Origin of the sequence: Enterobacter chuandaensis (assembly GCF_039718975.1) — a bacterium.
Taxonomy (GTDB): Bacteria; Pseudomonadota; Gammaproteobacteria; order Enterobacterales; family Enterobacteriaceae; genus Enterobacter; species Enterobacter chuandaensis.
Window position 1 is genome coordinate 12,651 of record NZ_CP097173.1, and the last position, 26,439, is coordinate 39,089.

The window sequence follows — 26,439 nt, forward strand, 5'->3', positions numbered from 1 at the left end:
AATTACAGGGCATGGTGAGCGGCTTCGCTATGCCCAAAATCTGGAGACAGATTGCGATGGATATTCCAGTTACTGCTGCAAAAACCGGGCGTCGCCGCTACCTGACGCTGATTATGATCTTTATTACCGTGGTCATTTGCTATGTTGACCGCGCCAACCTCGCCGTGGCATCGGCCCATATTCAGGAAGAGTTTGGCATTACCAAAGCGGAAATGGGCTACGTCTTTTCGGCGTTTGCCTGGCTTTATACGCTCTGCCAGATCCCCGGCGGCTGGTTCCTTGACCGCGTGGGTTCACGTTTGACCTATTTTATCGCCATTTTAGGCTGGTCCGTGGCGACCCTGTTCCAGGGGTTCGCGACCGGGCTGATGTCGCTGATTGGCCTGCGCGCTATCACCGGGGTTTTCGAAGCGCCCGCGTTTCCAACCAACAACCGCATGGTGACCAGCTGGTTCCCTGAACACGAACGCGCGTCCGCCGTTGGCTTTTACACCTCCGGGCAGTTTGTCGGTCTGGCGTTCCTGACGCCGCTGCTGATCTGGATCCAGGAGCTGCTGAGCTGGCACTGGGTGTTCATCGTGACCGGCGGGATTGGTATTCTCTGGTCGCTGATCTGGTTTAAGGTTTATCAGCCGCCGCGTCTGACCAAAAGCATCACCAAAGCTGAACTGGACTACATCCGCGACGGTGGCGGTCTGGTGGACGGTGATGCGCCGGTGAAAAAAGAGGCGCGCCAGCCGCTGACCAAAGCGGACTGGAAGCTGGTCTTCCACCGTAAGCTGGTGGGCGTTTATCTGGGCCAGTTCGCGGTGACTTCTACGCTGTGGTTCTTCCTCACCTGGTTCCCGAACTACCTGACTCAGGAAAAGGGGATCACGGCGCTGAAGGCGGGCTTTATGACCACCGTGCCGTTTCTTGCGGCGTTTTTCGGCGTGCTGCTCTCCGGCTGGCTGGCCGATAAGCTGGTGAAAAGAGGGTGCTCGCTGGGCGTGGCGCGTAAAACGCCGATTATCTGCGGGCTGCTGATCTCAACCTGCATCATGGGCGCCAACTACACTAACGATCCGGTGTGGATTATGACCCTGATGGCGGTGGCGTTCTTTGGTAACGGTTTCGCCTCTATTACCTGGTCGCTGGTGTCGTCCCTTGCGCCGATGCGGCTGATTGGCCTGACCGGCGGCGTGTTCAACTTTGTCGGCGGACTGGGCGGGATAACCGTACCGCTGGTCATCGGCTACCTGGCGCAGGACTACGGCTTCGGCCCGGCGCTGGTCTACATCTCTGCCGTGGCCCTGATCGGGGCACTCTCCTACATTCTGCTGGTGGGCGATGTGAAACGAGTAGGCTAATCCCTACGGATGTTTTACCCTGATGCACTCACCGTGCATCAGGGTATCCTCATGAAACAAATCACCTTCACCTCCCGCAACCACCAGCTGACCAACATCAATACCTGGACGCCGGACAGCCAGTGGCTGGTCTACGACGTGCGCCCGTCCGGGGCGTCGTTCACCGGTGAAACCATCGAGCGGGTCAATGTCGGTACGGGTGAGGTAGAGGAGATTTATCGCGCCACTGATGGCGCGCACGTCGGCGTGGTGACCGTTCATCCTGCACAAGAGAAATATGTCTTTATCCACGGCCCGAAAAACCCGGACGCAGGCTGGCACTACGATTTTCATCATCGCCAGGGGGTGATTGCGCAAAACGGCCAGGTGAGCAATCTGGACGCGATGGATATCACTGCTCCTTACACCGCAGGCGCGCTGCGCGGCGGAAGCCACGTGCACGTCTTCAGCCCGAACGGGCAGCTCGTCAGCTTCACCTATAACGACCATGTTCTGCACGAGCGCGATTCGAAGCTCGATTTACGCAACGTTGGCGTGGCGGCACCGTTTGGCCCGGTGAAACCGCAGGGGAATCATCCTCGTGAATATTCAGGTACTTTCTGGAGCGTGCTGGTCAGCCGCACGACGCCCAACCCGCAGCCGGGCAGCGATGAAATCAACCGCGCCTACGAAGAGGGCTGGGTGGGCAACGACAGGCTGGCGTTTATCGGAGATACCCTCTCCGCGCAGGGCGAAAAAGTGCCGGAACTGTTCATTGTTAACCTGCCAGAAGATGAACAGAGCTGGAAACGCGCGGGCGATACGCCGCTGCAGGGCACCGCTGAAGCCATGCCAGCGCCGCCTGCAGGGGTGAAGCAGCGTCGTCTGACCTTTACCCATCACAAGGCATACCCGGGGCTGATGAACGTGCCGCGCCACTGGGTGCGCAGTAATCCGCAGGGGACGCAAATCGCGTTTCTGATGCGTGATGATAACGGCGTTGTGCAGCTGTGGCTGATCTCACCTGAAGGTGGCGAGCCGCGCCAGTTAACGCACACCGAAAGCGGTATTCAGTCGGCATTCAACTGGCATCCTTCGGGCGATCGACTGGGATTCGTGCTCGAAAATCGGATCGCCTGCTGCGACGTGCAGACCGGGGAGGTGACGTTTTTGACGTCCGATCACGGCAACCCGCCGTCTGCTGATGCGGTCGTATTTTCCCCGGACGGGCGCGTTATTGCCTGGATGGAAGAGACGGGCGGTTTCCGTCAGCTTTGGGTAACGGAAACCGCGCAGAACTAGCGCGGCGGCATCTCTGCGGGCGGGATGACGGCGTTGGTCGCCAGATTTTCCTGCTCGCTTTTCTCAACGCGTGAGCGCACGGAGCTGTCCGTGCGGAACATGTCCCACGGCAGCAGCAGCGTATCGGCCACCGCCGTAAACGGCATATCCAGGATAACCAGGGATTTGGTGCCCCAGTTCGTATCGTCATCGGAGATCATCGCCGCGCTGGCGCGCGTCCCCGGATATGTTCCTTCTTTACCGCCGGTGTGAGACATCACGCTCGAACACCCGCAAAGTAAAACTACCCCGCTGAACGTCGTCAGCTTTATCAGAACATTTTTCATCATCACTCAGTCATCGTTAATGGCACTGCATAGACCTGCAACTCAGGGTTATAGCGAGCCTTATCCAAAATGAATAGCCCGATAACCCCGCACTGTGGCAGCCATCGCAATTTAACTCTTTGTGCTGTTGCCCCAGAGTCTATGCGACAACCAGCAAAGTGCAAAAAAATCTCGCATAAATAGTCTTGAAAAGCCTGATTACAGACCCATTTTAAGAATGTGACCCGATAACGAACACGCCTGACGGGTGTTCGGGGCGCAAAGGCCTGTCCATGGTGGAAGGCTAAAATTTCTCGCTGATTTCAGGAGTTTTATTTATGCGTAACTTCGATCTTTCTCCGCTATACCGTTCTGCAATTGGTTTTGACCGCCTGTTTAACCATTTAGAAAATAACCAAAGCCAGAGCAACGGCTACCCTCCATACAATGTTGAGCTGGTTGACGAAAACCACTATCGCATCGCGATTGCCGTCGCCGGTTTTGCAGAAAACGAACTGGAGATCACCGCGCAGGACAACCTGCTGGTGGTGAAAGGTTCCCATACGGCCGAGCAGAAAGAACGTACCTACCTTTACCAGGGCATCGCCGAGCGCAACTTTGAACGCAAGTTCCAGTTAGCCGAGAACATTCACGTTAAAGGCGCGAACCTGGTTAACGGCCTGCTGTTTATCGAACTGGAACGCGTGATTCCGGAAGAGAAAAAACCGCGCCGTATCGAAATTAACTAATTACGCGGGTCGCGTAAGCGGCCCACCCGGACTTGCTTGCCGTAACGGGAGCATATGCGAATCCATCAGGATTTGCAGGAACAACTGCGCACAAAATTAAACTGTGCCGAACTCGCTTCTCAGAAGGAGATTTAGTATGCGTAACTATGATTTATCCCCCCTGCTGCGTCAGTGGATTGGTTTTGACAAACTGGCTAACGCTCTGCAAAGCGCCACCGAGCAACAGACGTTTCCGCCGTACAACATCGAAAAAAGCGACGATAACCACTATCGCATCACCCTTGCGCTGGCCGGGTTCCGCCAGGACGAGCTGGATATCCAGCTTGAAGGCACGCGCCTGACCGTGAAGGGGACGCCGGAAAAACAGGAAACCGAAACCAAATGGCTGCATCAGGGGCTGGTGAATCAGCCGTTTAGCCTGAGCTTTACCCTGGCTGACCATATGGAAGTGTCCGGCGCGACGTTTACCAACGGGCTGCTGCATATTGACCTGATCCGTAACGTGCCGGAAGCCATCGCGCCGCAGCGTATCGCCATTAGCGAGCGGCCGGCATTGAATAGCTGATAGTGTGCGGGCTGGTGCCCTCACTCCGGCCCTCTCCCACAGGGAGAGGGTGAAAAGATAAGGCCCTGCCCCGGCAGGGCTTTTTTGTGCGCCATCGCCCATACAATCGCATCCGGCTCTGAGAGAATCCTTAGCATAACTAAGGTTATACACAGGATGTGGATCATGAGTGATATCGCGTTAACCGTAAGCGTGTTGGCCCTGGTCGCGGTTGTGGGCCTGTGGATAGGCAATATCAAAATCCGTGGCGTCGGGTTTGGGATTGGCGGGGTGTTGTTTGGCGGCATTTTTGTCGGGCACTTTGCCGACACGCTCGGACTGGTTCTCAGCGCCGATATGCTCCACTTTATTCAGGAGTTCGGCCTGATCCTCTTCGTCTATACCATCGGGATTCAGGTAGGGCCGGGCTTTTTCGCATCCCTGCGCGTCTCCGGGCTACGGCTCAATCTGTTTGCTCTCGGCATTGTGGTGATGGGCGGGCTAGTCACCGCGATCCTGCACAAAATCTTTGCTATCCCGCTGCCCGTGGTGCTGGGCATTTTCTCCGGCGCAGTCACCAACACGCCAGCGCTCGGTGCGGGGCAGCAAATCCTGCGCGATCTGGGCATTGAACCCGGCATTGTCGACCAGATGGGGATGAGCTACGCCATGGCCTATCCGTTTGGGATTTGCGGCATTCTGCTCTCCATGTGGCTGGTACGCGTCCTGTTTCGCGTTAACGTCGACAAAGAGGCGAAGGACCACGAAACCACGCTCACCAACGGCCATATGCCGATCAAAACCATCAACATTCGCGTCGATAACCCCAACCTGAACAACATGGCGATTCAGGACGTGCCGATCCTCAACAGCGCCAATATCATCTGCTCCCGCCTTAAGCGCGACGACGTGCTGATGGTGCCTGCGCCCGGCACGATGATTCGGCAAGGTGACTTGCTGCACCTGGTCGGCCAGCCGGGGGATTTGAACAACGCGCGGCTGGTAATTGGTCAGGAAGTGGATACCTCGCTTTCAACCCGCGGCACCGACATGCGTGTTGAGCGTGTTGTGGTGACCAACGAGCATGTTCTGGGCAAGAAAATACGCGATCTGCAGGTGAAAGAGCGCTACGACGTGGTGATCTCCCGCCTTAACCGTGCAGGTGTCGAACTGGTCGCCAGCCCGGAGGCCAGCCTGCAGTTCGGGGATATCCTCAACCTGGTTGGGCGCCCGTCGTCCATCGACGCCGTGGCGGATATGGTGGGTAACGCCCAGCAAAAACTGCAGCAGGTGCAGATGCTGCCAGTGTTTATCGGCATCGGGCTCGGCGTGCTGCTCGGCTCGATTCCGCTATATGTACCGGGCTTCCCGGTGGCGCTCAAGCTCGGCCTGGCAGGCGGGCCGCTAATTATGGCGCTGATCCTCGGACGTATCGGCTGTATCGGGAAGCTCTACTGGTTTATGCCGCCGAGCGCCAACCTGGCGCTGCGCGAGCTGGGCATTGTGCTGTTCCTGGCGGTTGTCGGGCTGAAGTCCGGTGGGGATTTTGTCGATACCCTGGTCAAGGGCGAAGGGATGAGCTGGGTCGGCTATGGCATCTTTATCACCGCGATCCCGCTGCTGACGGTGGCAATCCTGGCGCGAATGTTCGCCAAAATGAACTACCTGACGCTGTGCGGCATGCTGGCGGGCTCTATGACCGATCCGCCAGCGCTTGCCTTTGCCAACAACCTGCACGCCACCAGCGGCGCGGCCGCGCTCTCCTATGCCACCGTCTATCCGCTGGTGATGTTCCTGCGCATCATCACCCCGCAGCTACTGGCCGTGCTGTTCTGGGGGATGGGCTAACAGGTCTTCCGGGTGGATGCGCCGCAGATGGTAGTCCACCTGGTAATCGCTGGTATTTCGGAACATCACGGAATAATTGAGAAACTCGCCGCTGTCGCTGTAGGAAAGAGAGGTAATTCGCAGCAGCGGCGTCTGTTCCGGCAGGTTCATATAACCGGCCAGCTGTTTATCTGCCAGCACCGGCGTCAGGCTCTCATAGTTGCCGCTGATGGTGATCCCGCACTCCTTCTCGATGTAATCAAACTTAGACCCCTCAAGATGCGCCAGCGACAGATTGCGGAACAGCTTCACCGGCATAAAGCTGTCCTCCAGCATCAGCGGCTTTCCGTCCACGTAGCGCACCCGCCGTGAAAAGTAGATCCGCTCATCCACCTGGATCCGCAGCTGGCTGGCGATGGCGGGCGGGGCGGGCATCACTTCGAACTGCAGCACCTTGCTCTGCACCTCTTTCCCCTGCTGACGCAGCACCTCCACCAGCCCGGTCAGGTTAGTGGTTTCGTGGTGAACGTCTTTGCGCGAGACAAACGTTCCGCTACCGTGTCGGCGCTCAACCAGCCCCCAGCTCACCAGCAGATCCAGCGCCTTGCGGATGGTCATGCGCGCCACGCCAAACTCCTGCGCCAGCGCTTTTTCGCCGGGTAACGGGCTGCCGATGTTGTAGTCCGACGAATTCAGCCGTAGCCGTAATCGGTCGGCAATGGATTTGTAGATCACCAGTAGACCTCTCTGCCCTTATCAGGGCGTGGAATGCGTCCTGACATGTCCATATTTACAGCGAAAAGTAGACCTGATTGGTCAAAATAAAACCATGAATGCGATCACGAATCGCAGCGGCACGCCATGTTCGCGCATCAGTTAATTCTTATGCTCACCTCAGGCCAGCACAAAACCATAAAGGCCTCTACCCCTACAGGTTGTTACGTGAGGATTTAAAAATGCTCAGTCAAATACAACGTTTTGGCGGCGCCATGTTTACCCCGGTTTTGCTGTTTCCATTCGCCGGGATCGTGGTGGGAATCGCCATCATGCTTCGCAATCCGCTGTTTGTCGGCGAAGCCTTAACCGCCCCCGATCATCTTTTCGCGCAGATTGTTCACATCATTGAAGAGGGCGGCTGGGCGGTGTTTCGCAATATGCCGCTGATTTTTGCCGTTGGCCTGCCGATTGGCCTGGCGAAGCAGGCGCAGGGCCGCGCCTGTCTGGCGGTGCTGATTAGCTTCCTGACCTGGAACTACTTCATTAACGCGATGGGGATGACCTGGGGCCACTTCTTTGGCGTCGACTTCTCCGCCGAACCGACGGCGGGTAGCGGCCTGGCGATGATTGCCGGGATCAAAACGCTCGATACCAGCATCATCGGTGCCATTGTGATCTCAGGCATCGTCACCGCCATCCACAACCGCTATTTCGACAAGCCGCTGCCGGTGTTTCTGGGGATTTTCCAGGGCAGCTCGTTTGTCGTTATCCTCGCGTTCTTCGTCATGATCCCCTGCGCCTGGCTGACGCTGCTGGGCTGGCCGAAAGTGCAGATGGGCATTGAGTCCCTGCAGGCGTTCCTGCGCTCTGCCGGGGCGCTGGGCGTGTGGGTGTATACCTTCCTGGAACGCATTCTGATCCCAACCGGATTGCACCACTTCGTCTACGGTCCGTTCATCTTCGGCCCGGCGGCGGTGGAGGGCGGGATTCAGGTCTACTGGGCGCAGCACCTCCAGGAGTTCAGCCAGAGCACCCTGCCGCTGAAAACCCTCTTCCCGGAAGGCGGATTCGCGCTGCACGGCAACTCAAAAGTGTTTGGCTCGGTCGGGATTGCCTTCGCTATCTGGTACACCGCGTCGCCAGAAAACCGCGTCAAGGTGGCGGGCCTGCTGGTTCCGGCCACGCTCACCGCCGTGCTGGTGGGCATTACCGAACCGCTTGAGTTCACCTTCCTGTTTATCTCGCCGCTGCTGTTTGCCGTTCACGCCGTGCTGGCGGCCACCATGGCGACGGTGATGTACGCCTTCGGCGTGGTCGGGAACATGGGCGGCGGCCTGCTAGACCAGTTCCTGCCGCAAAACTGGATCCCGATGTTCCATAACCACGCCTCGACGGTATTCACCCAGATTGGCATCGGCGTCTGCTTCACCGGTATCTACTTCGTGGTCTTCAAAACGCTAATCGAACGTCTGAACCTGAAAACGCCGGGCCGGGAAGAGAGCGAAATCAAACTCTACAGCAAGGCCGACTATAAGGCGGCACGCGGGCAAACCACCGCCCCGGCAGCGGCCAGCCAGCAGGTCGGGCAGGCCGCCGGATTCCTGCAGGCGCTCGGCGGCGCAGCAAATATCGAAAGCATCAACAACTGCGCCACCCGCCTGCGAATTGCGCTGGTGGATATGGCGAAAACCCAAAGCGATGACGTCTTCAAAGCCCTCGGCGCCCATGGCGTGGTGCGACGCGGCAACGGTATTCAGGTGATTGTCGGCCTGCACGTTCCTCAGGTGCGCGACCAGCTTGAATCGCTGATGAAAACCCCTTTAACGAATGAACACACCACCCTGACAGAGGCTATATCATGAAAAAATTCTCAGTTGTCATTGCAGGCGGCGGCAGCACCTTTACGCCTGGTATCGTCCTGATGCTGTTAGCCAACCGTGACCGCTTCCCGCTGCGCGCCCTGAAGTTCTATGACAACGACGGCGCACGTCAGGAGACCATCGCCGAAGCGTGCAGAATCATCCTTAAGGAGCAGGCTCCGGAGATTGAATTCAGCTACACCACCGACCCTAAAGCGGCGTTTACCGATGTGGATTTCGTAATGGCGCACATCCGCGTGGGCAAATACCCGATGCGTGAAAAAGATGAAAAAATCCCGCTGCGCCACGGCGTACTGGGCCAGGAAACCTGCGGACCGGGCGGGATTTCCTACGGCATGCGCTCTATCGGCGGCGTGCTGGAGCTGGTGGATTATATGGAGCAGTACTCCCCGAACGCGTGGATGCTGAACTACTCCAACCCGGCGGCGATTGTCGCGGAAGCCACGCGCCGCCTGCGTCCGAACGCTAAAATCCTCAACATCTGCGATATGCCGATCGGCATTGAAGGGCGCATGGCGCAGATTGTCGGCCTGAAGGACCGCAAAGAGATGCGCGTGCGCTACTACGGTCTGAACCACTTCGGCTGGTGGACGTCGATTGAAGATCTGAACGGCAACGATCTGATGCCGAAGCTGCGCGAATACGTGGCGAAAAACGGCTATGTCCCGCCTTCAGAAGACGCGCATACCGAAGCGAGCTGGAACGATACCTTTGCCAAAGCCAAAGACGTGCAGGCGCTGGATCCGGACACCATGCCGAACACCTACCTGAAGTACTATCTGTTCCCGGACTACGTGGTCGCGCATTCCAACCCGGAACGCACCCGCGCCAATGAGGTGATGGATCACCGTGAGAAGCACGTGTTCAGCGCCTGCCGGGCGATTATCGAAGCCGGTAACTCCGCCGCCGGTGAGCTGGAAATCGACGAACATGCGTCGTACATCGTCGATCTGGCAACCGCGATTGCCTTCAACACCCAGGAGCGGATGCTGCTGATAGTGCCAAACAACGGAGCCATCCATAACTTTGACGCCGACGCGATGGTGGAAATTCCGTGCCTGGTCGGCCATAACGGACCGGAACCGCTGACCGTAGGCGATATTCCACACTTCCAGAAAGGGTTGATGAGCCAGCAGGTGGCGGTGGAAAAACTGGTGGTGGACGCCTGGGAGCAGCGCTCGTACCAGAAGCTCTGGCAGGCGATCACCCTGTCGAAAACCGTACCGAGCGCCTCCGTCGCGAAAGCGATTCTGGATGACCTGATCGAGGCCAACAAAGAGTACTGGCCAGAGCTGCACTAATCGTCCTGACCGGCATCGCCCGATGCCGGTCTCCTTGTCCTTGTCGTTTTACGCTATGCTGAAGCCTGCCCGTAGCACGACAAGGAACCTTCATGAAAATTTCCCGCCTCGGCGAAGCGCCGGACTACCGCTTCTCTCTGGCTAATGAACGCACGTTTTTAGCGTGGATCCGCACCGCGCTGGGCTTTCTTGCCGCCGGCGTCGGCCTCGACCAGCTCGCGCCTGATTTCGCCACGCCGCTGATCCGCGAGGTGCTGGCGCTGCTGCTGTGCCTGTTCGCGGGCGTGCTGGCGATTTACGGCTATCTGCGCTGGCTGCGCAATGAGAAGGCGATGCGTCTGAAGCAGGATCTGCCCTATACGCGCGGGCTGCTGATTATCAGCACGATTCTGCTGACGGTGGCGGGCGTGGTAATGGTGCTGGTGTTCTATGGCGGATAGCCGCAAAGCGCGGCGCGAAGCGGACCCCGGCCTGCAGCCGGAGCGGACGTCGCTCGCCTGGCTGCGCACGCTGCTGGGGTATGGCGCGCTGATTGCTCTGGCGATTAAGCACAACTGGCACCGCACCGGGGTGCCATTCTGGATTTCTATTGTTGTGCTGGCGCTGGTGGCCATCATTTTATGGCGCTATACCCGCAGTCGTAACCTGATGGACGTGGCGCAGAACGATTTTGTACAGCCTAAAGCGGTGCGGGATAAATTCCTGATTGCGCTGGCCGTGCTGTCGCTGTCACTGCTGTTTGCCGTAACCCACATTCAGCAAATTGTGAGCTTATAAGCCCGGTGGCGGCTGCGCCTTACCGGGCCTACGGTTAACGGCTTTTTGCTAAATACTTCGCCATCTCGTCTTCCGGCACCATGCCGCCGCCGGTCGCCCACACCAGATGGGTGACGTTGGCATCAGCCTGAACACGCAGCGGCCCGGCCATCCCCGCCAGCGCCGACGGTTCCAGCCGAATGCCTTCCTCCTGCGCCAGCCAGCCGAGCATGTCGTACATGCTTTGATCGGAAAGGGTATAGAACCCGTCGAGCAGGCGCTCCATCGCGCGGCCCACGAAGCCGGACGCGCGCCCGACAGCCAGACCGTCCGCCGCCGTCACGTTATCAATGCCCAGATCCTGCACGGCAATCTCATCGTGCAGGCCGGTGTAAACGCCCAGCAGCATGCACGGCGAGTGCGTTGGCTCCGCGAAGAAGCAGTGAACGTTGTCGCCAAAGGCCAGCTTCAGGCCAAACGCCACCCCGCCTGGACCCCCACCGACGCCGCACGGCAGGTAGACGTACAACGGATGATCGGCATCCACCACGCGGCTCTGTTCAGCAAACTGCGCCTTCAGGCGCTCGCCTGCAACGGCATAGCCCAGGAACAGGGTGCGGGAGTTTTCATCGTCGATGAAGAAGCAGTTCGGATCGCTTTCCGCCGCTTTGCGTCCCTGCTCCACCGCCACGCCATAATCCTGTTCATATTCCACGACGATGACGCCGTGGCTGCGCAGTTTGGCCTTCTTCCACTCGCGGGCGTCGGCGGACATATGTACTGTCACCTTAAAGCCGATGCGGGCGCTCATAATGCCGATGGACATCCCGAGGTTGCCGGTTGAGCCCACCGCAATGCTGTACTGGCTGAAGAAGTCCTTAAAGCGCGGCTCCAGCAGAATGCTGTAGTCGTCGTCGATGCTCAGCAACCCGGCTTCCTGCGCCAGTTTCTCCGCGTGGGTCAGCACCTCGTAGATGCCGCCGCGCGCTTTGATCGAGCCGGAGATCGGCAAATGGCTGTCTTTTTTCAGCAGCAGCGTGCCGGGAATGGATTTTTCAGATTCTTTCTCCAGTCGCGCCTGCATTGCCGGAATGGCGACCAGTTCAGATTCAATAATTCCGCCCGTTGCCGCCGTTTCCGGGAAGGCTTTCGCCAGATACGGCGCGAAGCGGTTCAGGCGCGCGTGGGCGTCGTCAACGTCGGCTTTGGTCAGCCCGACGTAGGGCAACCCCTCTGCCAGCGTGGTGGTTCGCGGGTTAAGCCAGGTGGTTTCTTTCAGGGCAATCAGATCCTCAACCAGAGGAAACTGTGCGGTTAAAGTGGTGATAGTTGCGTTTTCCATAATACGTCTCTTCGCGCTCAGATAATGAAAGAAAGCAGGAATGTGCCGCCAAGTGCAAGCACCGAGGCGATAAACGTCGCCGTCGTATAGTATTTGAAGGTCTCATTCAGGGTCGCGCCGCAGTATTGCTTCACCAGCCAGAACAGGGAATCGGTCACGATCGTGCAGCCAATGGCGCCAGAACCGATGGCAATGGTGATGATCTCCGGGCTTACGTTCGGATAGAGCGGCAGCATCGGCGCGACTATCGCCGTCGCGCCCATCATCGCCACCGTCGCGGAGCCGACGGCGGCATGCAGCACCAGCGCCACCAGCCAGGCGAGCAGGATAGGGTGCATGTGCAGGTTCGAGAGAATATGCGCCAGCGAGTCCGCCAGCCCGCTGGTTTTCAGGATGGCGTTAAACGCGCCGCCCGCGCCGATAATCAGCAAAATGTTGGCGATAGAGCCGAAGCCGTGCTCGGTGTGCGTCAGCATCGTGCCCATGCCCATATGCTGGCGGATCCCCAGCAGGTAGTAGGCGACAAACACGGCGATAAACATGGCGGTGATCGGGTTGCCGATAAACTCCAGCAGCGTATACAGCGTGCCTTCTTTCGACATATTCAGCTCGGCGATGGTTTTCACCAGCATCAGGGCAATCGGCAGGAGCACCGTGAACAGCGTGGCGCCCAGCGACGGCAGGGTGTGTTCTTCTCGCACCTTCAGGTCTGAAAATTCCGCCGGAACCGGTTTAAACGGCAGACGATTGCCGAGCAGCTTCAGGAACAGCGGGCCACCGACCAGAGACGCCATCAGGCCCACCATCAAACCATAGACAATCACCGTACCGACGTCTGCGCCTAATTTATTGGTCACAAACAGCGCGGCCGGATGCGGCGGCACCACACAGTGCACCGCCATCAGCGCGGTACAGAGCGGAATGGCCAGCTTGAGCAGCGACGTGTTGGTCTTTTTGGCGATGGAAAACGCCAGCGGGATCAGCAGTACCACGCCCACTTCCACGAACAGCGTAATGCCGCAGATAAGGCCTACCAGAACCATAATCACGTCCGCCGACAGCCAGCGGCAGCGCTGCAGTGCGATCCCAATGCGCTCGGCCGCGCCGGAGACTTCCATCATTTTGCCGAGAATGGTGCCAAGACCAATCACCGCCGCCAGGAAGCCCAGCGTGCCGCCAATTCCGCTCTCGATGGCGTTCACCATATCCAGCGGGCTCATCCCCATCATCGCACCGACGAAAAAGCTCGCCAGCAGCAGCGCGAGGAACGGGTGAAACTTCAGCTTAACGATGGTTAAAACAATCAACACAATGCTGACCAGCAGCGTTATCACAACCCAGACCGGCGATCCCATATTTCACCTCACCCTTATGTCATCTGAGGGTATTGGACGAAAAAACGGCGTGAGCTGACAAACGATAAAAATTGGCGTTCAGGTGAGCCAGATTGGATCAACTGAGTGACTGCGCTCTAAAAAGTGCACTTAATCCGTATTAGGTTCACATAAATTCACTCTTGAGCGGTATGCTGAGCGCAGAAACCACGCGTGAGAATTGTGATGACCGATGTGAATGAAGCCAGAAACCGGCTTTTAAACGGCTGGCAGCTGTCGAAAATGTACACCTTTGAAGTGGCCGCCCGGCATGAGTCCTTCGCTCTGGCGGCGGAGGAGCTGTCGCTCAGCCCCAGCGCGGTGAGCCACCGCATCAACCTGCTCGAAGAGGAACTGGGTATTCAGCTGTTTGTTCGCTCGCACCGTAAAGTCGAGCTGACGCAGGAAGGAAAGCGCGTTTACTGGACGCTAAAATCATCCCTCGATACCCTGAATCAGGAGATCCTGGACATCAAAAACCAGGCGCTCTCCGGCACGCTGACGGTTTACTCCCGCCCGTCGATCGCCCAGTGCTGGCTGGTGCCTATGCTGGGGGACTTTACCCGCCGCTACCCGTCGATTTCACTTACCATTCTGACCGGCAATGATTACGTCAATATGCAGCGAACGGGGGTCGATCTGGCGCTCTATTTCGACGATACGCCGCCAAATCACCTCTCTCATCACTTCCTGATGGACGAGGAAATTTTGCCCGTCTGCTCATCGCAATATGCCCGCGAGCATGAACTGCTGAAAAACTCCCATAACCTCAGCCACTGCACGTTACTGCACGACCGTCAGGCCTGGAGCAACGATTCCGGTACGGATGAGTGGCTGAGCTGGGCGCAGCATTTTGCGGTGAATATGCCGCCATCGTCGGGTATCGGTTTCGATCGCTCCGATTTAGCGATTATTGCAGCCATCAACCACGTGGGCGTTGCGATGGGCAGAAAGCGGCTGGTGCAGAAACGGCTCGAACGAGGCGAGCTGATCGCCCCGTTTGGGGAAAAGACACTGAAGTGCCATCAGCACTATTACATCTCAACGCTTCCTGGCCGCCAGTGGCCGAAAATAGACGCCTTTATAGGCTGGCTGAGAGAGCTGGCGGGTTGAAGAATTATTACGCTTTCGCTCTACACCAAATGTGAAAAAGCGTGCTAAATACAGGTAATGCTTTCGATTTATCCAGGGTAAACCGTGCTAAAGCCTCTTATTGCTACCGCGTTACTGATCTCTTCCGGCTGGGCCATTGCCGCCGAGCCGCCGCTGACGGCTGCCCATTATGCGCAGCAGCTGGGCGTTGGGATGGATGTGGACTGGGCGCGTACCGAGCGCGGCATACGCGAATTCGACCCGCTGGTGGTACGCGATTTTCGTGCAAAAGGTATTACCCACGTGCGCATCCGCGTGGCCGACGAGCCGACGGAAGCGCGGCTGATCCACCTGCGCAAGCTGGTGGAAGCCTGCGAGCAGTATGGCGTGATCCCGATTATCGCTTATCAGGCCGATGAATATAAAAACGACCCGAAAGCCGATAACGAGAAAGAGACAATCAACTGGTGGATTGCCGTGGCGCACTATTTTGGTCAGAGCTATCCGCTGCTGGGTTTTGACCTCATCTATGAGCCGGCCGACAAGCTCAACCATAACCTGGCGTCGCTAAACCGCGTGTATGAAAAAACCATTAAAGCGATCCACGACATAGATCCGCAGCGCATGATCTTTATCGCGCCACGCCTGCGCGCCGCGCCGGAGGATTTATCCAGCCTGAAGCTGCCCGCGCACAGTCAAAACTACCTGCTGGCGGAGTGGCATATTTTCCCGTGGGGGCCGCTGAAAAATAGCGGTAAATACCCGTGGACGTCCGGCACGGCGGCGGAGAAGGCGGCTATCCGTAACCGCATCAATACCGCGCTGCGCTGGCAGCAAAAAACCGGGCACGTTAGCTGGGTCGGGGGCTGGGGCGTGGGGGAGTCAAACCACCTCACGCCAACCGCGTCGCAAATGGCCTTCGCCACCTTTATGGCCTGCGAGCTGCAAAAGGCGAAAATTCCGTACGCGTTGAACGCGGACTTCCAGTTTTACGACGGGGAAGAGGGAGCCTGGCGGCCAGCGCCAGAGCCGTTATTGCAGGCGATGATTGCGCCCGTCTGTGAAAAGCCCGGCGAGAAGCCGGGCCATCATGCGGTTAAACCGGCTGCTCGTGATGCGGGACGCGCGACGCCAGCGGCAGCCAGCACAGTAAAATCAGCAGCCCCATCAGCGTCATCAGAAGGCCCAAACTAGCCTGCCCGGTCTGCGGCATCATGGCCGATAGCCAGGCCAGCGCGCCGGAGCCGATGTTCTGCAAACCGCCCACCAGCGCGCCCGCCGTGCCAGCGAGGAACGGGAACGGCTCCATCGCGCCGCTGGTGGCGAGCGGGAACAGCATTCCTGCGCCGAAGAAGAACAATGCCGCCGGGATGAGCAACGTCCAGACCGACATCACGTCAAACAGCCCCGGGATCCACATCATCAGACCCGCCAGCAGACAGCTGATCACCGACTGCCACATCAGCGTGGAGAAACGCTTGTTCGGGCGTCCGGCAAACCATGCGCCGAAGAATGCCGCCGGGATCGGCAGAATAAACAGAATGCTCACCACCATGCTGCTCAGGCCCAGCCCCGCGCCCAGCAGCACGCCGGAACAGGCTTCGAACACCGCAATGCCCGCCAGACCGCCGATCAGCATCAGCAGGTAGCAGGTAAACGCCCCGTTACCGAACAGCGTTTTGTAGCTGGCAATAAGTTTCGTGCGCGGCGCGTCTTTTGGGCGGGTTTCCGGCATCCAGCGCGCCATGCTGAAGGTGACAATGACGCAGAGCACCAGCAGGAAGGCGTAGCAGGCGCGCCAGGACCACATTGTGTCCAGCAGGCCGCCAATCAGCGGAGCGAGAAGCGGGCTGACCAGAATACCCATATTCAACAGGCTGTTGGCATGACGGAGCTGGGTACCCTGATACATATCGCGCGGTAAGGTACGCGCCATCACTCCGCCGACGCCGGTCCCGACGCCCTGCAGGGCGCTGGCGGCAATCAGTACGGTCAGGCTATGGGTGGTAATGGCAATCACCGTCGCCACCATGAAAATGCTCATGCCCACCAGGATCACCGGGCGACGCCCGACGCGGTCGGAGAGCGGGCCGTAGAAGAGTTGCGAAACGCCATAGGTCAGCAGGTACGCTGCCATCACGCTCTGCACCGCACCCTCGCGGACGTTCAATTCCTTTGCCATGTCGGCGATAGCCGGAATGTAGATGGTTTGCGCCATCTGACCGACGGCCACCAGTAACACCAGCATCAACAATAAGTTAACGTTCCTTTGTTTTTTCATGTCGCTGAATACTTTTGCCAAAAGAGAAAAATGAAGAATAAGTGACTACGCATTCCCATAAATGCGCGAGGAATCTACCACAGACAGATGGCAATTTAAGCATTGTCGCGGTGAATGAAAAAACCGGGAAAGGCAGGATTTGTAAACAATAACGGCAACTAATGTTGCCAGTGATTTACGCCAGACGCAGCAGAATGGCACCGCCGGCAATACCCAGCGCCGCCGCGATGCGCAGGCCCGCAACCTTTTCTTTTAAAAGGACAAACGCGATCAGCGCGCCAAAGAGAATCGAGGTTTCACGCAGCGCCGCGACCACCGCCAGCGGTGCCTGCGTCATTGCCCACAGCGCCAGGCCATAAGATCCCATGGTCCCCACGCCGCCGAGCAGCCCCTTTTTCCAGTGCAGACGCAGGTAGCTGGACGCCTCGCGCCGACGCGCCACCATCGCCCAGCTTAGCAGGCAGAAGCCGTTCATAAAGAAGGTCCAGAGCGTGTAGCCCAGCGCGGTGTCCGACAGCCGCACGCCGGTACCATCCACCAGCGTATACCCGGCAATAAAGCAGGCGTTCAGAAGCGCGAGCCAGATCCCTTTGCGCGACTGCATGCGGCCATTCATCGCCATCGCCAGAATCGACAGGCAAATGACCCCGATGCCGGACCAGGCGAGCCAGGAGAGATGGTCCCCGAGCGCCAGCACGCTGATCGTCGCCACCAGCAGCGGGGCGGTGCCGCGCATCAGCGGATAGGTCTGGCTCATGTCCGAGACCTGATAGGTCTTCGCCACCAGCACGGTGTAGACCACCTGTAAGGCGCAGGAGACGATCAAAAACGGCCAGCTTGCCGCAGAAGGTTGTGGTGAGAAGGGCAGTAAAATCAGGGCAATAATCGCGGCTGAGCCGCTAACGCCGATCGCAGAGTAGAGCTTATCCGTTCCGGCTTTAACGATGGCGTTCCAGCTGGCATGCAGCAGTGCGGCGAAAAGCAAAATGCAGAAAACGGTGATGGTCATGGCGTATCGGGTGATGAATTGTCACTCAACTGTAACATTCACATCCTGATGCCGCCAGCCGGTTACACCGCACAAAAAAGGCGGTGCGTCACCCGCGGTTCGTCCGAGACCAGCGTAAAACCGGCTCGATTGTAAAATCCGTATGCGCTGTCCGGCGCGTGGGTATTGAGAAAATCAAACCAGATGCTGGCATCGGCCATCACCACGGTTAAAAGCTGTTTGCCAATGCCCAGCCCGCGACACTTCTCGCTGACATAGAGATGGCGAATGCGCCCGGCACGCGGCTGCTGGCTGAACGGATCGCGGTTGAGGCCGCACACGCCCACCAGCCTGCCGTTGATAAACGCGCCCAGCAGCTTTTCACCCGGCGCGTTAAAGCGGTTTTCACCCCGCAGCCAGTTTTCTTCCAGCCTGCGCAGCATATTGAAATTCAATGCGATACTTTCCGCCTTCAGGGCGATATACCCCGGCTCATCCGGTGTGACAGGCTCAATTAACAGACGCGACATAGCATTCCCTCGTTATTAAAGAGGGGCGGTTGCCCGCCCCTCTCAGGTGCGACTTGAACCTGAATTACCGAACGTATTTCAGGACAGCATCAAGCAGTTGCAGTACTGCAACAATGAGTTTGAGGATAAGTATCACCATATCCACTACGCTCATACGCGTCTCCTTTTGGTTAAAAGGAGCACGATGCTGGCGTACCTTTCCGCCGCCTGTTGCCAGCACCTGGATTGACGTAACACAGTGTGCTCACTTCAGGGGTTAAGGCACTGACGGCACCACCCGTTTCAGCCAGGACTTCGTTGCGCCGGTAGAACTGCGGCCCCCTCGCTCACTGCGAACACCCTCAGTATAGATAAATACTGTATGTATGAACAGTATTTTTTGGACAAAAATCGGAAGGTGATCCATACTCAAAAACGTCAAAATCCGTGCCGGAATTGCGCGTTCGTGTTCGATCGCGTATACTTTTTGCGTTGACGTAACACAGTGTGTTCTGCGGCAACCAACCGCAAAACCCTGATAAAAACCTCGCTTAGGCGGGGTTTTTTGTTTTCTGGCCTGCCAAAAACAACTGCTGTATAAGCGAGGGTTCTGCTGTTTGGCTTCGATGTGGACTAGTTAAGATAGCTTAGGAGAGGTATTAGACTCATTTTGTAAGATAACACCACTAAATTTATAAACTAATATAACCACTAATGGTCCTCAAGTAATTAAATTGTTTCGCCTATAATAGTAATGAATAAAAGTGAGCCAATTTATTTTTTATATGAATGTTTGGTTTAAATAATTTTACTGATTTGAATTCCAGAGATTTTCATTGTATATTTCTTGAGTCGCAAATACTGTATGGATACATTATGCAAGCTTCTGATTATTTAAAGATGAAGTTCCAGGGTGACAGGCAGTTAGCACTTTATGGACAGCAAGGCGTTGCAGGGACATGGAAAGCATTAAAGGGAATCGGTTCTGATATTTACTCAGGAATAGAACGTGTAAGTTGGTACTCATCATGCGTAATCCCCAACTATCACGATGTGTGTGATGAGCTTCTCTCAGAAGAAAAGAGAATGTATCTCTCAATTCTCTCGCTTTACCGTTATCGTGATGTAATAGCCCACATGTTCTATCTTTATTTTGAAAGTGTTATTACCGATTCTGAAAATGGAAATGAACAAAATCGCGTTCGTGAGATGGATTCAAAAGTAACCGGGCTTGTTAATAATATCCCGACCAGCAAAGCCGCGCGTATAGCAATAGCATGGGGGCTGGCCAAATCCCTTTCCGAATCAGGCCTGCTGTCTGAAATCGTCGTCGAACGGCTTGCACGCCGCGTACCTAACGTTGTCATGGCGCTTCAATTGATTGGAACGGAACAGAAGTGCGCTCTTGCCGCGCGTCGCCTTAAAACATTGGATCCTAAGTATTACGCCACCCTCTATGCTGCACAACTGGAGATGCTTTACTACTTTTTTGAGCCATTCCTGTCTGAACTCATTAAGAAAGTCCAGATGGGATTCTATAAGGATTTCGATGCAATTTATAACGACTTAAAGAGTAATGAGCATGTTTAAGAGTTTGTTATCAATTCTGTTTACAGATATTTTATTTCCCGTTTATATTTTTGCGTGCGCCTCTTTGTTTCTGTGGTTGGTGCCTGACCACTGGGTATTACTAACATTCATTTCTCTTATTGTATTTATTATTGTTCATCCTATGATTTTTGGCCGCTTTGATAAGTACGATTAGATTTTTAAAAAGGATTTTTTATGTCAAACCCAGCTTATTTGTTTTTAACAGATGAAAATGGTTCTCCCATGGTTGGTCCTTGCCTTGTGTCAGGGCGCGAGGGTGCAATTGAACTTAAATCGTTCACTCATAATGTCAATATCCCAGTCAACGGGAACACCGGGAAACTGACGGGCACGCGTATACACATGCCCATCATGTTCCAGAAAGAATTTGATCGTGTAACACCACTTCTCTTTCGCGCGCTGAGTACGGGAAGGACGCTCCAGTCAGCCATTATTAAGATGTATCAGATTAATGAGGCGGGTTTAGAACAGGAATATTTTAATATCCTTCTGGAAAATGTGAAAATAACCTCAATCACACCAGACCTTTATCCCGGCGCTAACACCGGAACACACCTTGAAACGGTTCTCATACGCTACGAGAAAATCACCTGGAAGCATTGCGATGGAAATGTCATCTATAGTGACTCCTGGAATGAGCGAGCAACGTACTGAAACGTGATCCCTGACGCATTTTTGCGCAGATGAAAATATTTCCATTGTCACATCCGAAAACCTGTGTTTGTATAAATTCAATCAATGATTCCAAACACAGGTCCCCAATGACTTCATCCATCTTCACTTCGACCCTACTAAAAACTGCGCAACCTGCCGCAGTGGTCGTCGTGCGTGTGGTGGTGGTCGTCGGCAATGCGCCGTAGGGACTGGATCAACACACGAATCCAAAACCCCGCCGGCGCAAACCGGGCGGGGTTTTTCGTTTAGGACCCTCCCCGGAACGTCGGCCCAGAAGAAAAGGACTGGAGCATGGCAAGTTCGGGCACAACATCCACGAAGACGCGTTTCACCGGCGCGCAGCTGATCGTTCATTTGCTGGAACGACAGGGCATCACTACCGTTGCGGGCATCCCGGGCGGCACGGTTCTGCCGCTGTACGATGCGTTGAGCCAAAGCACACAGATCCGCCACGTGCTGGCGCGTCACGAGCAGGGGGCAGGCTTTATCGCTCAGGGCATGGCGCGTACGCAGGGCAAACCGGCAGTCTGTATGGCCTGCAGCGGCCCCGGCGCAACCAACCTGGTGACCGCCATCGCCGACGCGCGCCTCGACTCCATTCCGCTGATCTGCATTACCGGCCAGGTGCCGTCCTCGATGATCGGCACCGATGCGTTCCAGGAAGTGGACACCTACGGCATCTCTATCCCCATCACCAAACATAACTATTTAGTTCGCGATATCAGCGAGCTGCCTCAGGTTATCAGCGATGCGTTCCGCATTGCGCAGTCTGGCCGCCCGGGCCCGGTGTGGATAGACATTCCTAAGGATGTCCAGACCGCAGAGATCGAGATCGACGTTTTGCCGGAACCAGGCGAGCGGGCACCTGCGCCAGAATTCAGCGCTGAGAGCGTGCGCGATGCCGCAGCCATGATTAACGCCGCCAAACGCCCGGTGCTCTACCTGGGCGGCGGAGCGATTAACGCCGCAGATGAAATCCGTCAGTTCGCTGAAAAAGCCAACCTGCCTACCACGATGACCCTGATGGCGCTGGGCATGCTGCCTAAAGTGCATCCGCTGTCATTGGGCATGCTGGGCATGCACGGCGCGCGCAGCACCAACTACATCCTGCAAGAGGCGGATTTGCTGATTGTTATGGGTGCCCGTTTTGATGACCGGGCGATTGGCAAAACCGAGCAGTTCTGCCCGAACGCCAAAATCATTCACGTAGATATCGACCGCGCCGAGCTGGGTAAAATCAAGCAGCCGCACGTGGCGATTCAGGGCGACGTGGCCGACGTGCTGGCGCAGCTGATCCCGCAGACGGACGCAGCCGACCGCGCCGACTGGCGTCAGCTGGTGGCGGATCTGCAGCGCGAGTTCCCGGGGGCCATCCCAACCGAAGGCGACCCGCTGAGCCACTATGGCCTGATCAACGCCGTGGCCGCCTGCGTGGACGACAGCGCGATTATCACCACCGACGTGGGCCAGCATCAGATGTGGACCGCGCAGGCGTATCCGCTGAACCGTCCACGCCAGTGGCTGACCTCCGGCGGCCTCGGCACCATGGGCTTCGGCCTGCCAGCGGCAGTAGGCGCTGCGCTCGCCAACCCGGACCGCAAGGTTATCTGCTTCTCCGGCGACGGCAGCCTGATGATGAACATTCAGGAAATGGCGACGGCGGCCGAAAACCAGTTAGACGTGAAAATCATCCTGATGAACAACGAGGCGCTGGGGCTTGTGCACCAGCAGCAGAGCCTGTTCTACAAGCAGGGCGTGTTTGCGGCGACCTATCCGGGGATGATTAACTTTATGCAGATTGCCGCCGGCTTCGGCCTGCATACCTGCGATCTGAACGCGGAAGAAGACGCCCACGGGGCGCTGCAGGCGGCGATTTCTCGTCCGGGCCCGGCGCTGATCCACGTGCGTATCGACCCTGAACAAAAAGTGTATCCGATGGTGCCGCCGGGTGCGGCAAATACTGAGATGGTGGGAGAATAAGCCATGCAGAAACAACATGATAACGTCATTCTGGAACTCACCGTCCGCAACCACCCTGGCGTCATGACCCACGTCTGCGGGCTCTTTGCCCGCCGGGCGTTTAACGTGGAAGGCATTCTCTGTCTGCCGATTCAGGGCAGCGAGCACAGCCGCATCTGGCTGCTGGTCAACGACGACCAGCGTCTGGAGCAGATGATGGCGCAGATCGACAAGCTGGAAGATGTCACCAAAGTGGCGCGCAACCAGTCCGATCCCACCATGTTTAACAAAATTGCGGTGTTTTTCGAATAAAGATCGCTTAAGGTAAGCGTCTTTCGCTCTTGTAGGCCGGATAAGCGCAGCGCCATCCGGCTTTTTCAGACCGCAGGAACACACATGACCACCATCGCTCTCATCGACGACCACCTTATCGTCCGCTCCGGCTTTGCCCAGCTTCTGAACCTCGAACCGGATTTTCAGGTCGTGGCCGAGTTTGGCTCCGGTCGCGAGGCGCTGGCGGGCCTGCCGGGGCGCGGGGTGCAGGTCTGTATCTGTGATATCTCGATGCCGGATCTCTCCGGGCTGGAGCTGCTAAGCCAGCTGCCGAAGGGCATGGCGACGATTATGCTGTCGGTCCACGACAGCCCGGCGCTGGTCGAGCAGGCGCTCAACGCGGGCGCGCGCGGCTTCCTCTCCAAACGCTGTAGCCCGGACGAACTGATCGCCGCCGTGCGCACCGTCTCCACCGGCGGCTGCTATTTAACGCCGGATATCGCCATCAAGCTGGCAGCCGGAAGGCAGGATCCGCTCACCAGGCGCGAGCGTCAGGTGGCCGAGAAGCTCGCGCAGGGCATGTCGGTGAAAGAGATTGCCGCCGAGCTGGAACTGTCCCCGAAAACCGTGCACGTTCACCGCGCTAATCTGATGGAAAAACTTAACGTCAGCAACGACGTCGAGCTGGCGCGCCGCATGTTCGACAGCTGGCAATGAGTTCCGCTTTTTCACGGCTGATCGCCGTTGTCGCCAGCTTTTTTATCTTCTCCGCCGCGTGGTTTTGCCTGTGGAGCATCAGCCTGCACCTGGTGGAACGCCCGGAGCTGGCGGTGCTGCTGTTTCCCTTCGGCCTGCGTCTGGGGCTAATGCTCCAGTGCCCGCGCGTCTACTGGCCGGTTTTGCTCGGCGCAGAGTGGCTGATGCTGGTCTGGCTGGCGCAGGAAGTGGCCCTCGCGCATCTGCCCTTATTGATGACCGGAAGCCTGCTCACGCTTCTCCCGGTTGCGCTCATTTCCCGCTACCGACACCAGCGCGACTGGCGCACGCTGCTGCGTCAGGGGGCGGCGCTGATTGCCGCCGCGTTGTTACAATCCCTGCCGTGGATCGGCGAGAAGGAGATGCTTAACGCCCTGCTGCTCACCCTTACCGGCGGTCTGACCCTCGCGCCGACCTGCCTGGTTTTCTGGCACTACCTCACCAGCACCGTCTGGCAGCCGCTCGGTCCGGCGCTGGTTTCCCAACCGGTGAACTGGCGCGCCCGGCACCTCATCTGGTATCTGCTGCTGTTTGTGGTGAGCCTGTGGCTCCAGCTTGGCCTGCCCGCCGAGCTTTCACGCTTCACGCCGTTTTGTCTGGCGCTTCCAATAATTGCCCTGGCCTGGCACTACGGCTGGCAGGGGGCGCTGATCGCCACGCTGATGAACGCCATCGCGCTGATTGCCAGCCAGACCTGGCACGATCATCCTGTAGATTTACTGCTCTCCCTGCTGGCCCAGAGCCTGACCGGGCTGCTACTCGGCGCGGGCATTCAGCGCCTGCGCGAGCTGAACCAGTCCCTGCAAACCGAGCTGGCCCGCAACCGCCGCCTGGCGGAGCGTCTGCTGGAGACGGAAGAGAGCGTGCGGCAGGAGGTGGCCCGCGAGCTGCACGACGATATCGGCCAGACCATCACCGCTATCCGCACCCAGGCGGGCATTGTCCAGCGCCTGGCGGCGGAAAACGCGGGCGTGAAGCAGGGCGGGGCGCATATCGAACAGCTTTCGCTGGGCGTCTATGATTCCGTTCGCCGCCTGTTAGGACGGCTGCGCCCGCGCCAGCTCGACGATCTCTCGCTGGAGCAGGCGGTGCGTTCTCTGATGCGCGAGATGGAGCTGGAAAGCCGCGGCATTGTCAGCCATCTCGACTGGCGCATTAACGAATCTTCGCTCAGCGAAGGCCAGCGCGTGACGCTGTTCCGCGTCTGTCAGGAGGGGCTGAACAATATCGTCAAACACGCCAGCGCCAGCGCGGTCACCATCCAGGGCTGGCAGCAGGATGAGCGCCTGATGCTGGTGATTGAAGACGACGGTTGCGGCCTGCCGCCGGGCTCCGGCCAGCAGGGCTTTGGCCTGGCGGGGATGCGCGAGCGCGTCAAGGCGCTGGGCGGCACGCTGACCCTCTCCTGCACCCATGGGACGCGCGTCAGCGTCAGCCTGCCGCTACGGAGTTACCATGTTTAAAACCCCTGCCAGCGCCGCACCAATTGGCGACAAAGCTGAAATCGACGCCCGCTACCGTTACTGGCGTCGCCATATCCTGATGACCATCTGGCTCGGCTACGCACTGTTCTACTTCACCCGCAAAAGCTTCAACGCTGCCGCGCCGGAAATCCTCGCCAGCGGCGTGATGACGCGCACCGATATCGGCCTGCTGGCGACGCTGTTTTACATCACCTACGGCCTGTCGAAGTTCTTCTCCGGCATCGTCAGCGACCGCTCCAACGCGCGCTATTTTATGGGCGTTGGGCTGATCGCCACCGGCGTAGTGAACATCCTGTTTGGCTTCTCCACCTCGCTGTGGGCCTTCGCCCTGCTGTGGGCGCTGAACGCCTTTTTCCAGGGCTGGGGCGCGCCGGTCTGCGCCCGCCTGCTCACCGCCTGGTACTCGCGCAACGAGCGCGGCGGCTGGTGGGCAATCTGGAACACCGCGCATAACGTCGGCGGGGCGCTTATCCCGATGGTAGTGGGCGCCGCGGCGCTGCACTACGGCTGGCGCGCGGGGATGATGATTGCCGGTGGCCTCGCGATTGTCGCCGGGCTGTTCCTCTGCTGGCGCCTGCGCGACCGACCGCAAACCGTCGGCCTGCCTGCGGTGGGCGACTGGCGGCACGACGAGATGGAAATTGCCCAGCAGCAGGAGGGCGCGGGACTGACCCGCAGGGAGATCCTCACCCGATACGTGCTGAAAAACCCGTACATCTGGCTGCTGTCGCTCTGCTACGTGCTGGTCTACGTAGTGCGCGCGGCGATCAACGACTGGGGCAACCTGTACATGTCCGAGACGCTCGGCGTAGACCTGGTGACCGCCAACTCGGCGGTGACCATGTTCGAGCTGGGCGGGTTTATCGGCGCGCTGGTGGCGGGCTGGGGCTCGGATAAGCTATTCAACGGCAACCGTGGCCCGATGAACCTGATTTTCGCCGCAGGGATTTTGCTCTCCGTGGGCTCGCTGTGGCTGATGCCGTTCGCCAGCTACGTGATGCAGGCGGCGTGCTTCTTCACCATCGGCTTTTTCGTGTTTGGCCCGCAGATGCTGATCGGCATGGCGGCGGCGGAGTGCTCGCACAAAGAGGCGGCAGGCGCGGCGACGGGCTTTGTCGGGCTGTTTGCCTACCTCGGCGCGTCGCTCTCCGGCTGGCCGCTGGCGCGGGTGATCGACGTCTGGCACTGGAGCGGTTTCTTTGCGGTGATTGCCATCGCTGCGGGGATCTCAGCGCTGCTTTTGCTGCCGTTTTTGCACGCGCAGGCACCGCGCGAAGCGTGACGCGCCTCACCTTTTGCTGCCGAGACGCGCAAAACTAAGAAATTTTCCCGGTTTCACCTGGACGCTGTCTCAGGCATCTCTCCCGGCTGATTTTTACAATGCTGC

At 57.8% G+C, this 26,439-nt stretch carries 27 protein-coding genes and 1 other annotated feature; of the genes, 19 read left to right on the forward strand and 8 right to left on the reverse strand.

The features are described from left to right. The first annotated feature begins 11 nt into the window (after nt 1-11). On the forward strand, nt 12-1,349 hold the full coding sequence (locus MX657_RS00060; protein WP_119916721.1) for an MFS transporter: 1,338 nt from the start codon (nt 12-14) through the stop codon (nt 1,347-1,349). 51 nt (nt 1,350-1,400) lie between these two features. After that, complete coding sequence (locus tag MX657_RS00065) at nt 1,401-2,630, forward strand: DUF3748 domain-containing protein (protein ID WP_346806869.1); 1,230 nt, start codon at nt 1,401-1,403, stop codon at nt 2,628-2,630. On the opposite strand, the gene MX657_RS00070 is transcribed toward MX657_RS00065, so the two are convergent. Further along, nucleotides 2,627-2,959 (reverse strand): YceK/YidQ family lipoprotein, encoded by a 333-nt coding sequence (locus MX657_RS00070; protein WP_080329761.1) that lies wholly within the window; start codon nt 2,957-2,959, stop codon nt 2,627-2,629. The genes MX657_RS00065 and MX657_RS00070 overlap by 4 nt on opposite strands. Before the next feature lie 249 nt (nt 2,960-3,208). Beyond that, nucleotides 3,209-3,280 (forward strand) — a sequence feature (ROSE (Repression Of Heat Shock gene Expression) occurs in the 5'-region of heat shock genes and acts as an RNA thermometer to modulate expression.). Here MX657_RS00070 and ibpA point away from each other — a divergent pair. From ibpA to MX657_RS00085, 3 genes are all read left to right on the forward strand, one after another. Next, entirely contained in the window at nt 3,274-3,684 is a 411-nt protein-coding gene (gene ibpA / locus MX657_RS00075) for a small heat shock chaperone IbpA (RefSeq protein ID WP_008500162.1), read from the forward strand. Its footprint overlaps the feature before it by 7 nt. A 136-nt stretch (nt 3,685-3,820) precedes the next feature. Continuing rightward, entirely contained in the window at nt 3,821-4,249 is a 429-nt protein-coding gene (ibpB, locus tag MX657_RS00080) for a small heat shock chaperone IbpB (RefSeq protein ID WP_346806871.1), read from the forward strand. A gap of 165 nt (nt 4,250-4,414) precedes the next feature. After that, entirely contained in the window at nt 4,415-6,076 is a 1,662-nt protein-coding gene (locus MX657_RS00085) for a putative transporter (protein WP_218727938.1), read from the forward strand. Here the strand turns inward: MX657_RS00085 and MX657_RS00090 are convergent. Further along, nucleotides 6,044-6,790 carry a GntR family transcriptional regulator gene (locus MX657_RS00090; protein WP_119916727.1) on the reverse strand — a complete coding sequence of 249 codons (747 nt, stop codon included), beginning with the start codon at nt 6,788-6,790 and terminating at the stop codon, nt 6,044-6,046. The genes MX657_RS00085 and MX657_RS00090 overlap by 33 nt on opposite strands. Nucleotides 6,791-7,011: 221 nt before the next feature. Between MX657_RS00090 and MX657_RS00095 the strand changes: the two genes are divergently transcribed. From MX657_RS00095 to MX657_RS00110, 4 genes are all read left to right on the forward strand, one after another. After that, nucleotides 7,012-8,634 (forward strand): alpha-glucoside-specific PTS transporter subunit IIBC, encoded by a 1,623-nt coding sequence (locus MX657_RS00095; RefSeq protein WP_265195256.1) that lies wholly within the window; start codon nt 7,012-7,014, stop codon nt 8,632-8,634. Beyond that, the gene (locus tag MX657_RS00100) at nt 8,631-9,953 is read left to right on the forward strand and encodes a 6-phospho-alpha-glucosidase (RefSeq protein WP_080329766.1); all 1,323 of its coding nucleotides are present in this window, start codon (nt 8,631-8,633) and stop codon (nt 9,951-9,953) included. Before MX657_RS00095 ends, MX657_RS00100 begins: the two co-directional genes overlap by 4 nt. 92 nt (nt 9,954-10,045) lie before the next feature. Continuing rightward, a complete protein-coding gene (locus MX657_RS00105) occupies nt 10,046-10,393 on the forward strand; it encodes a YidH family protein (RefSeq protein WP_023309821.1) in 348 nt (115 codons plus the stop codon). Next, on the forward strand, nt 10,383-10,730 hold the full coding sequence (locus tag MX657_RS00110; RefSeq protein ID WP_080329767.1) for a DUF202 domain-containing protein: 348 nt from the start codon (nt 10,383-10,385) through the stop codon (nt 10,728-10,730). Before MX657_RS00105 ends, MX657_RS00110 begins: the two co-directional genes overlap by 11 nt. A gap of 34 nt (nt 10,731-10,764) precedes the next feature. Here the strand turns inward: MX657_RS00110 and dsdA are convergent, their stop codons facing one another. Together dsdA and dsdX are read right to left on the reverse strand one after the other, a co-directional pair. Continuing rightward, entirely contained in the window at nt 10,765-12,051 is a 1,287-nt protein-coding gene (gene dsdA / locus MX657_RS00115) for a D-serine ammonia-lyase (RefSeq protein ID WP_346806875.1), read from the reverse strand. A gap of 17 nt (nt 12,052-12,068) precedes the next feature. Beyond that, nucleotides 12,069-13,406, reverse strand: coding sequence for a D-serine transporter DsdX (gene dsdX / locus MX657_RS00120; protein WP_080329769.1), 1,338 nt, complete (start codon nt 13,404-13,406; stop codon nt 12,069-12,071). A 204-nt stretch (nt 13,407-13,610) separates the two neighbouring features. Here dsdX and dsdC point away from each other — a divergent pair, with 204 nt between their 5' ends. Then, the gene (gene dsdC / locus MX657_RS00125; RefSeq protein ID WP_218729046.1) at nt 13,611-14,537 is read left to right on the forward strand and encodes a DNA-binding transcriptional regulator DsdC; all 927 of its coding nucleotides are present in this window, start codon (nt 13,611-13,613) and stop codon (nt 14,535-14,537) included. Nucleotides 14,538-14,621: 84 nt separating this feature from the next. After that, nucleotides 14,622-15,710: a glycoside hydrolase family 5 protein gene (locus tag MX657_RS00130; protein ID WP_346806877.1), complete on the forward strand. Its 1,089-nt coding sequence runs from the start codon at nt 14,622-14,624 to the stop codon at nt 15,708-15,710. Here the strand turns inward: MX657_RS00130 and emrD are convergent. The 4 genes from emrD to tisB all read right to left on the reverse strand — a co-directional run bounded on the left by emrD (nt 15,613) and on the right by tisB (nt 18,469). Next, complete coding sequence (gene emrD, locus MX657_RS00135; protein ID WP_119916794.1) at nt 15,613-16,797, reverse strand: multidrug efflux MFS transporter EmrD; 1,185 nt, start codon at nt 16,795-16,797, stop codon at nt 15,613-15,615. The two genes, MX657_RS00130 and emrD, sit on opposite strands and share 98 nt — an antisense overlap. Nucleotides 16,798-16,972: 175 nt before the next feature. After that, nucleotides 16,973-17,806, reverse strand: coding sequence for an EamA family transporter (locus tag MX657_RS00140; RefSeq protein ID WP_119916740.1), 834 nt, complete (start codon nt 17,804-17,806; stop codon nt 16,973-16,975). A 62-nt stretch (nt 17,807-17,868) separates the two neighbouring features. Continuing rightward, on the reverse strand, nt 17,869-18,315 hold the full coding sequence (locus MX657_RS00145) for a GNAT family N-acetyltransferase (protein WP_346806879.1): 447 nt from the start codon (nt 18,313-18,315) through the stop codon (nt 17,869-17,871). Between the two features lie 64 nt (nt 18,316-18,379). Then, a complete protein-coding gene (gene tisB, locus MX657_RS00150) occupies nt 18,380-18,469 on the reverse strand; it encodes a type I toxin-antitoxin system toxin TisB (RefSeq protein ID WP_045260836.1) in 90 nt (29 codons plus the stop codon). Nucleotides 18,470-19,170: 701 nt separating this feature from the next. Here tisB and MX657_RS00155 point away from each other — a divergent pair. The 8 genes from MX657_RS00155 (at nt 19,171) to uhpC (ending at nt 26,334) form a co-directional block, all read left to right on the forward strand. Then, a complete protein-coding gene (locus tag MX657_RS00155; RefSeq protein WP_346806881.1) occupies nt 19,171-19,884 on the forward strand; it encodes a hypothetical protein in 714 nt (237 codons plus the stop codon). Between the two features lie 195 nt (nt 19,885-20,079). Beyond that, on the forward strand, nt 20,080-20,559 hold the full coding sequence (locus MX657_RS00160; protein ID WP_333017634.1) for an Hcp family type VI secretion system effector: 480 nt from the start codon (nt 20,080-20,082) through the stop codon (nt 20,557-20,559). Nucleotides 20,560-20,666: 107 nt separating this feature from the next. Next, entirely contained in the window at nt 20,667-20,765 is a 99-nt protein-coding gene (gene ivbL / locus MX657_RS00165) for an ilvB operon leader peptide IvbL (RefSeq protein ID WP_057979964.1), read from the forward strand. 106 nt (nt 20,766-20,871) lie between these two features. After that, a complete protein-coding gene (gene ilvB / locus MX657_RS00170; protein ID WP_346806884.1) occupies nt 20,872-22,560 on the forward strand; it encodes an acetolactate synthase large subunit in 1,689 nt (562 codons plus the stop codon). A 3-nt stretch (nt 22,561-22,563) separates the two neighbouring features. Then, nucleotides 22,564-22,851: an acetolactate synthase small subunit gene (ilvN, locus tag MX657_RS00175; RefSeq protein WP_010426528.1), complete on the forward strand. Its 288-nt coding sequence runs from the start codon at nt 22,564-22,566 to the stop codon at nt 22,849-22,851. 84 nt (nt 22,852-22,935) lie between these two features. Next, nucleotides 22,936-23,529: a transcriptional regulator UhpA gene (uhpA, locus tag MX657_RS00180; RefSeq protein ID WP_032626676.1), complete on the forward strand. Its 594-nt coding sequence runs from the start codon at nt 22,936-22,938 to the stop codon at nt 23,527-23,529. Next, complete coding sequence (gene uhpB, locus MX657_RS00185) at nt 23,526-25,031, forward strand: signal transduction histidine-protein kinase/phosphatase UhpB (protein WP_219366597.1); 1,506 nt, start codon at nt 23,526-23,528, stop codon at nt 25,029-25,031. Before uhpA ends, uhpB begins: the two co-directional genes overlap by 4 nt. Further along, nucleotides 25,024-26,334, forward strand: a complete 1,311-nt coding sequence (gene uhpC / locus MX657_RS00190; RefSeq protein WP_080329777.1) for an MFS transporter family glucose-6-phosphate receptor UhpC — start codon at nt 25,024-25,026, stop codon at nt 26,332-26,334. The genes uhpB and uhpC overlap by 8 nt, the downstream gene beginning before the upstream one ends. Nucleotides 26,335-26,439: the final 105 nt, after the last annotated feature.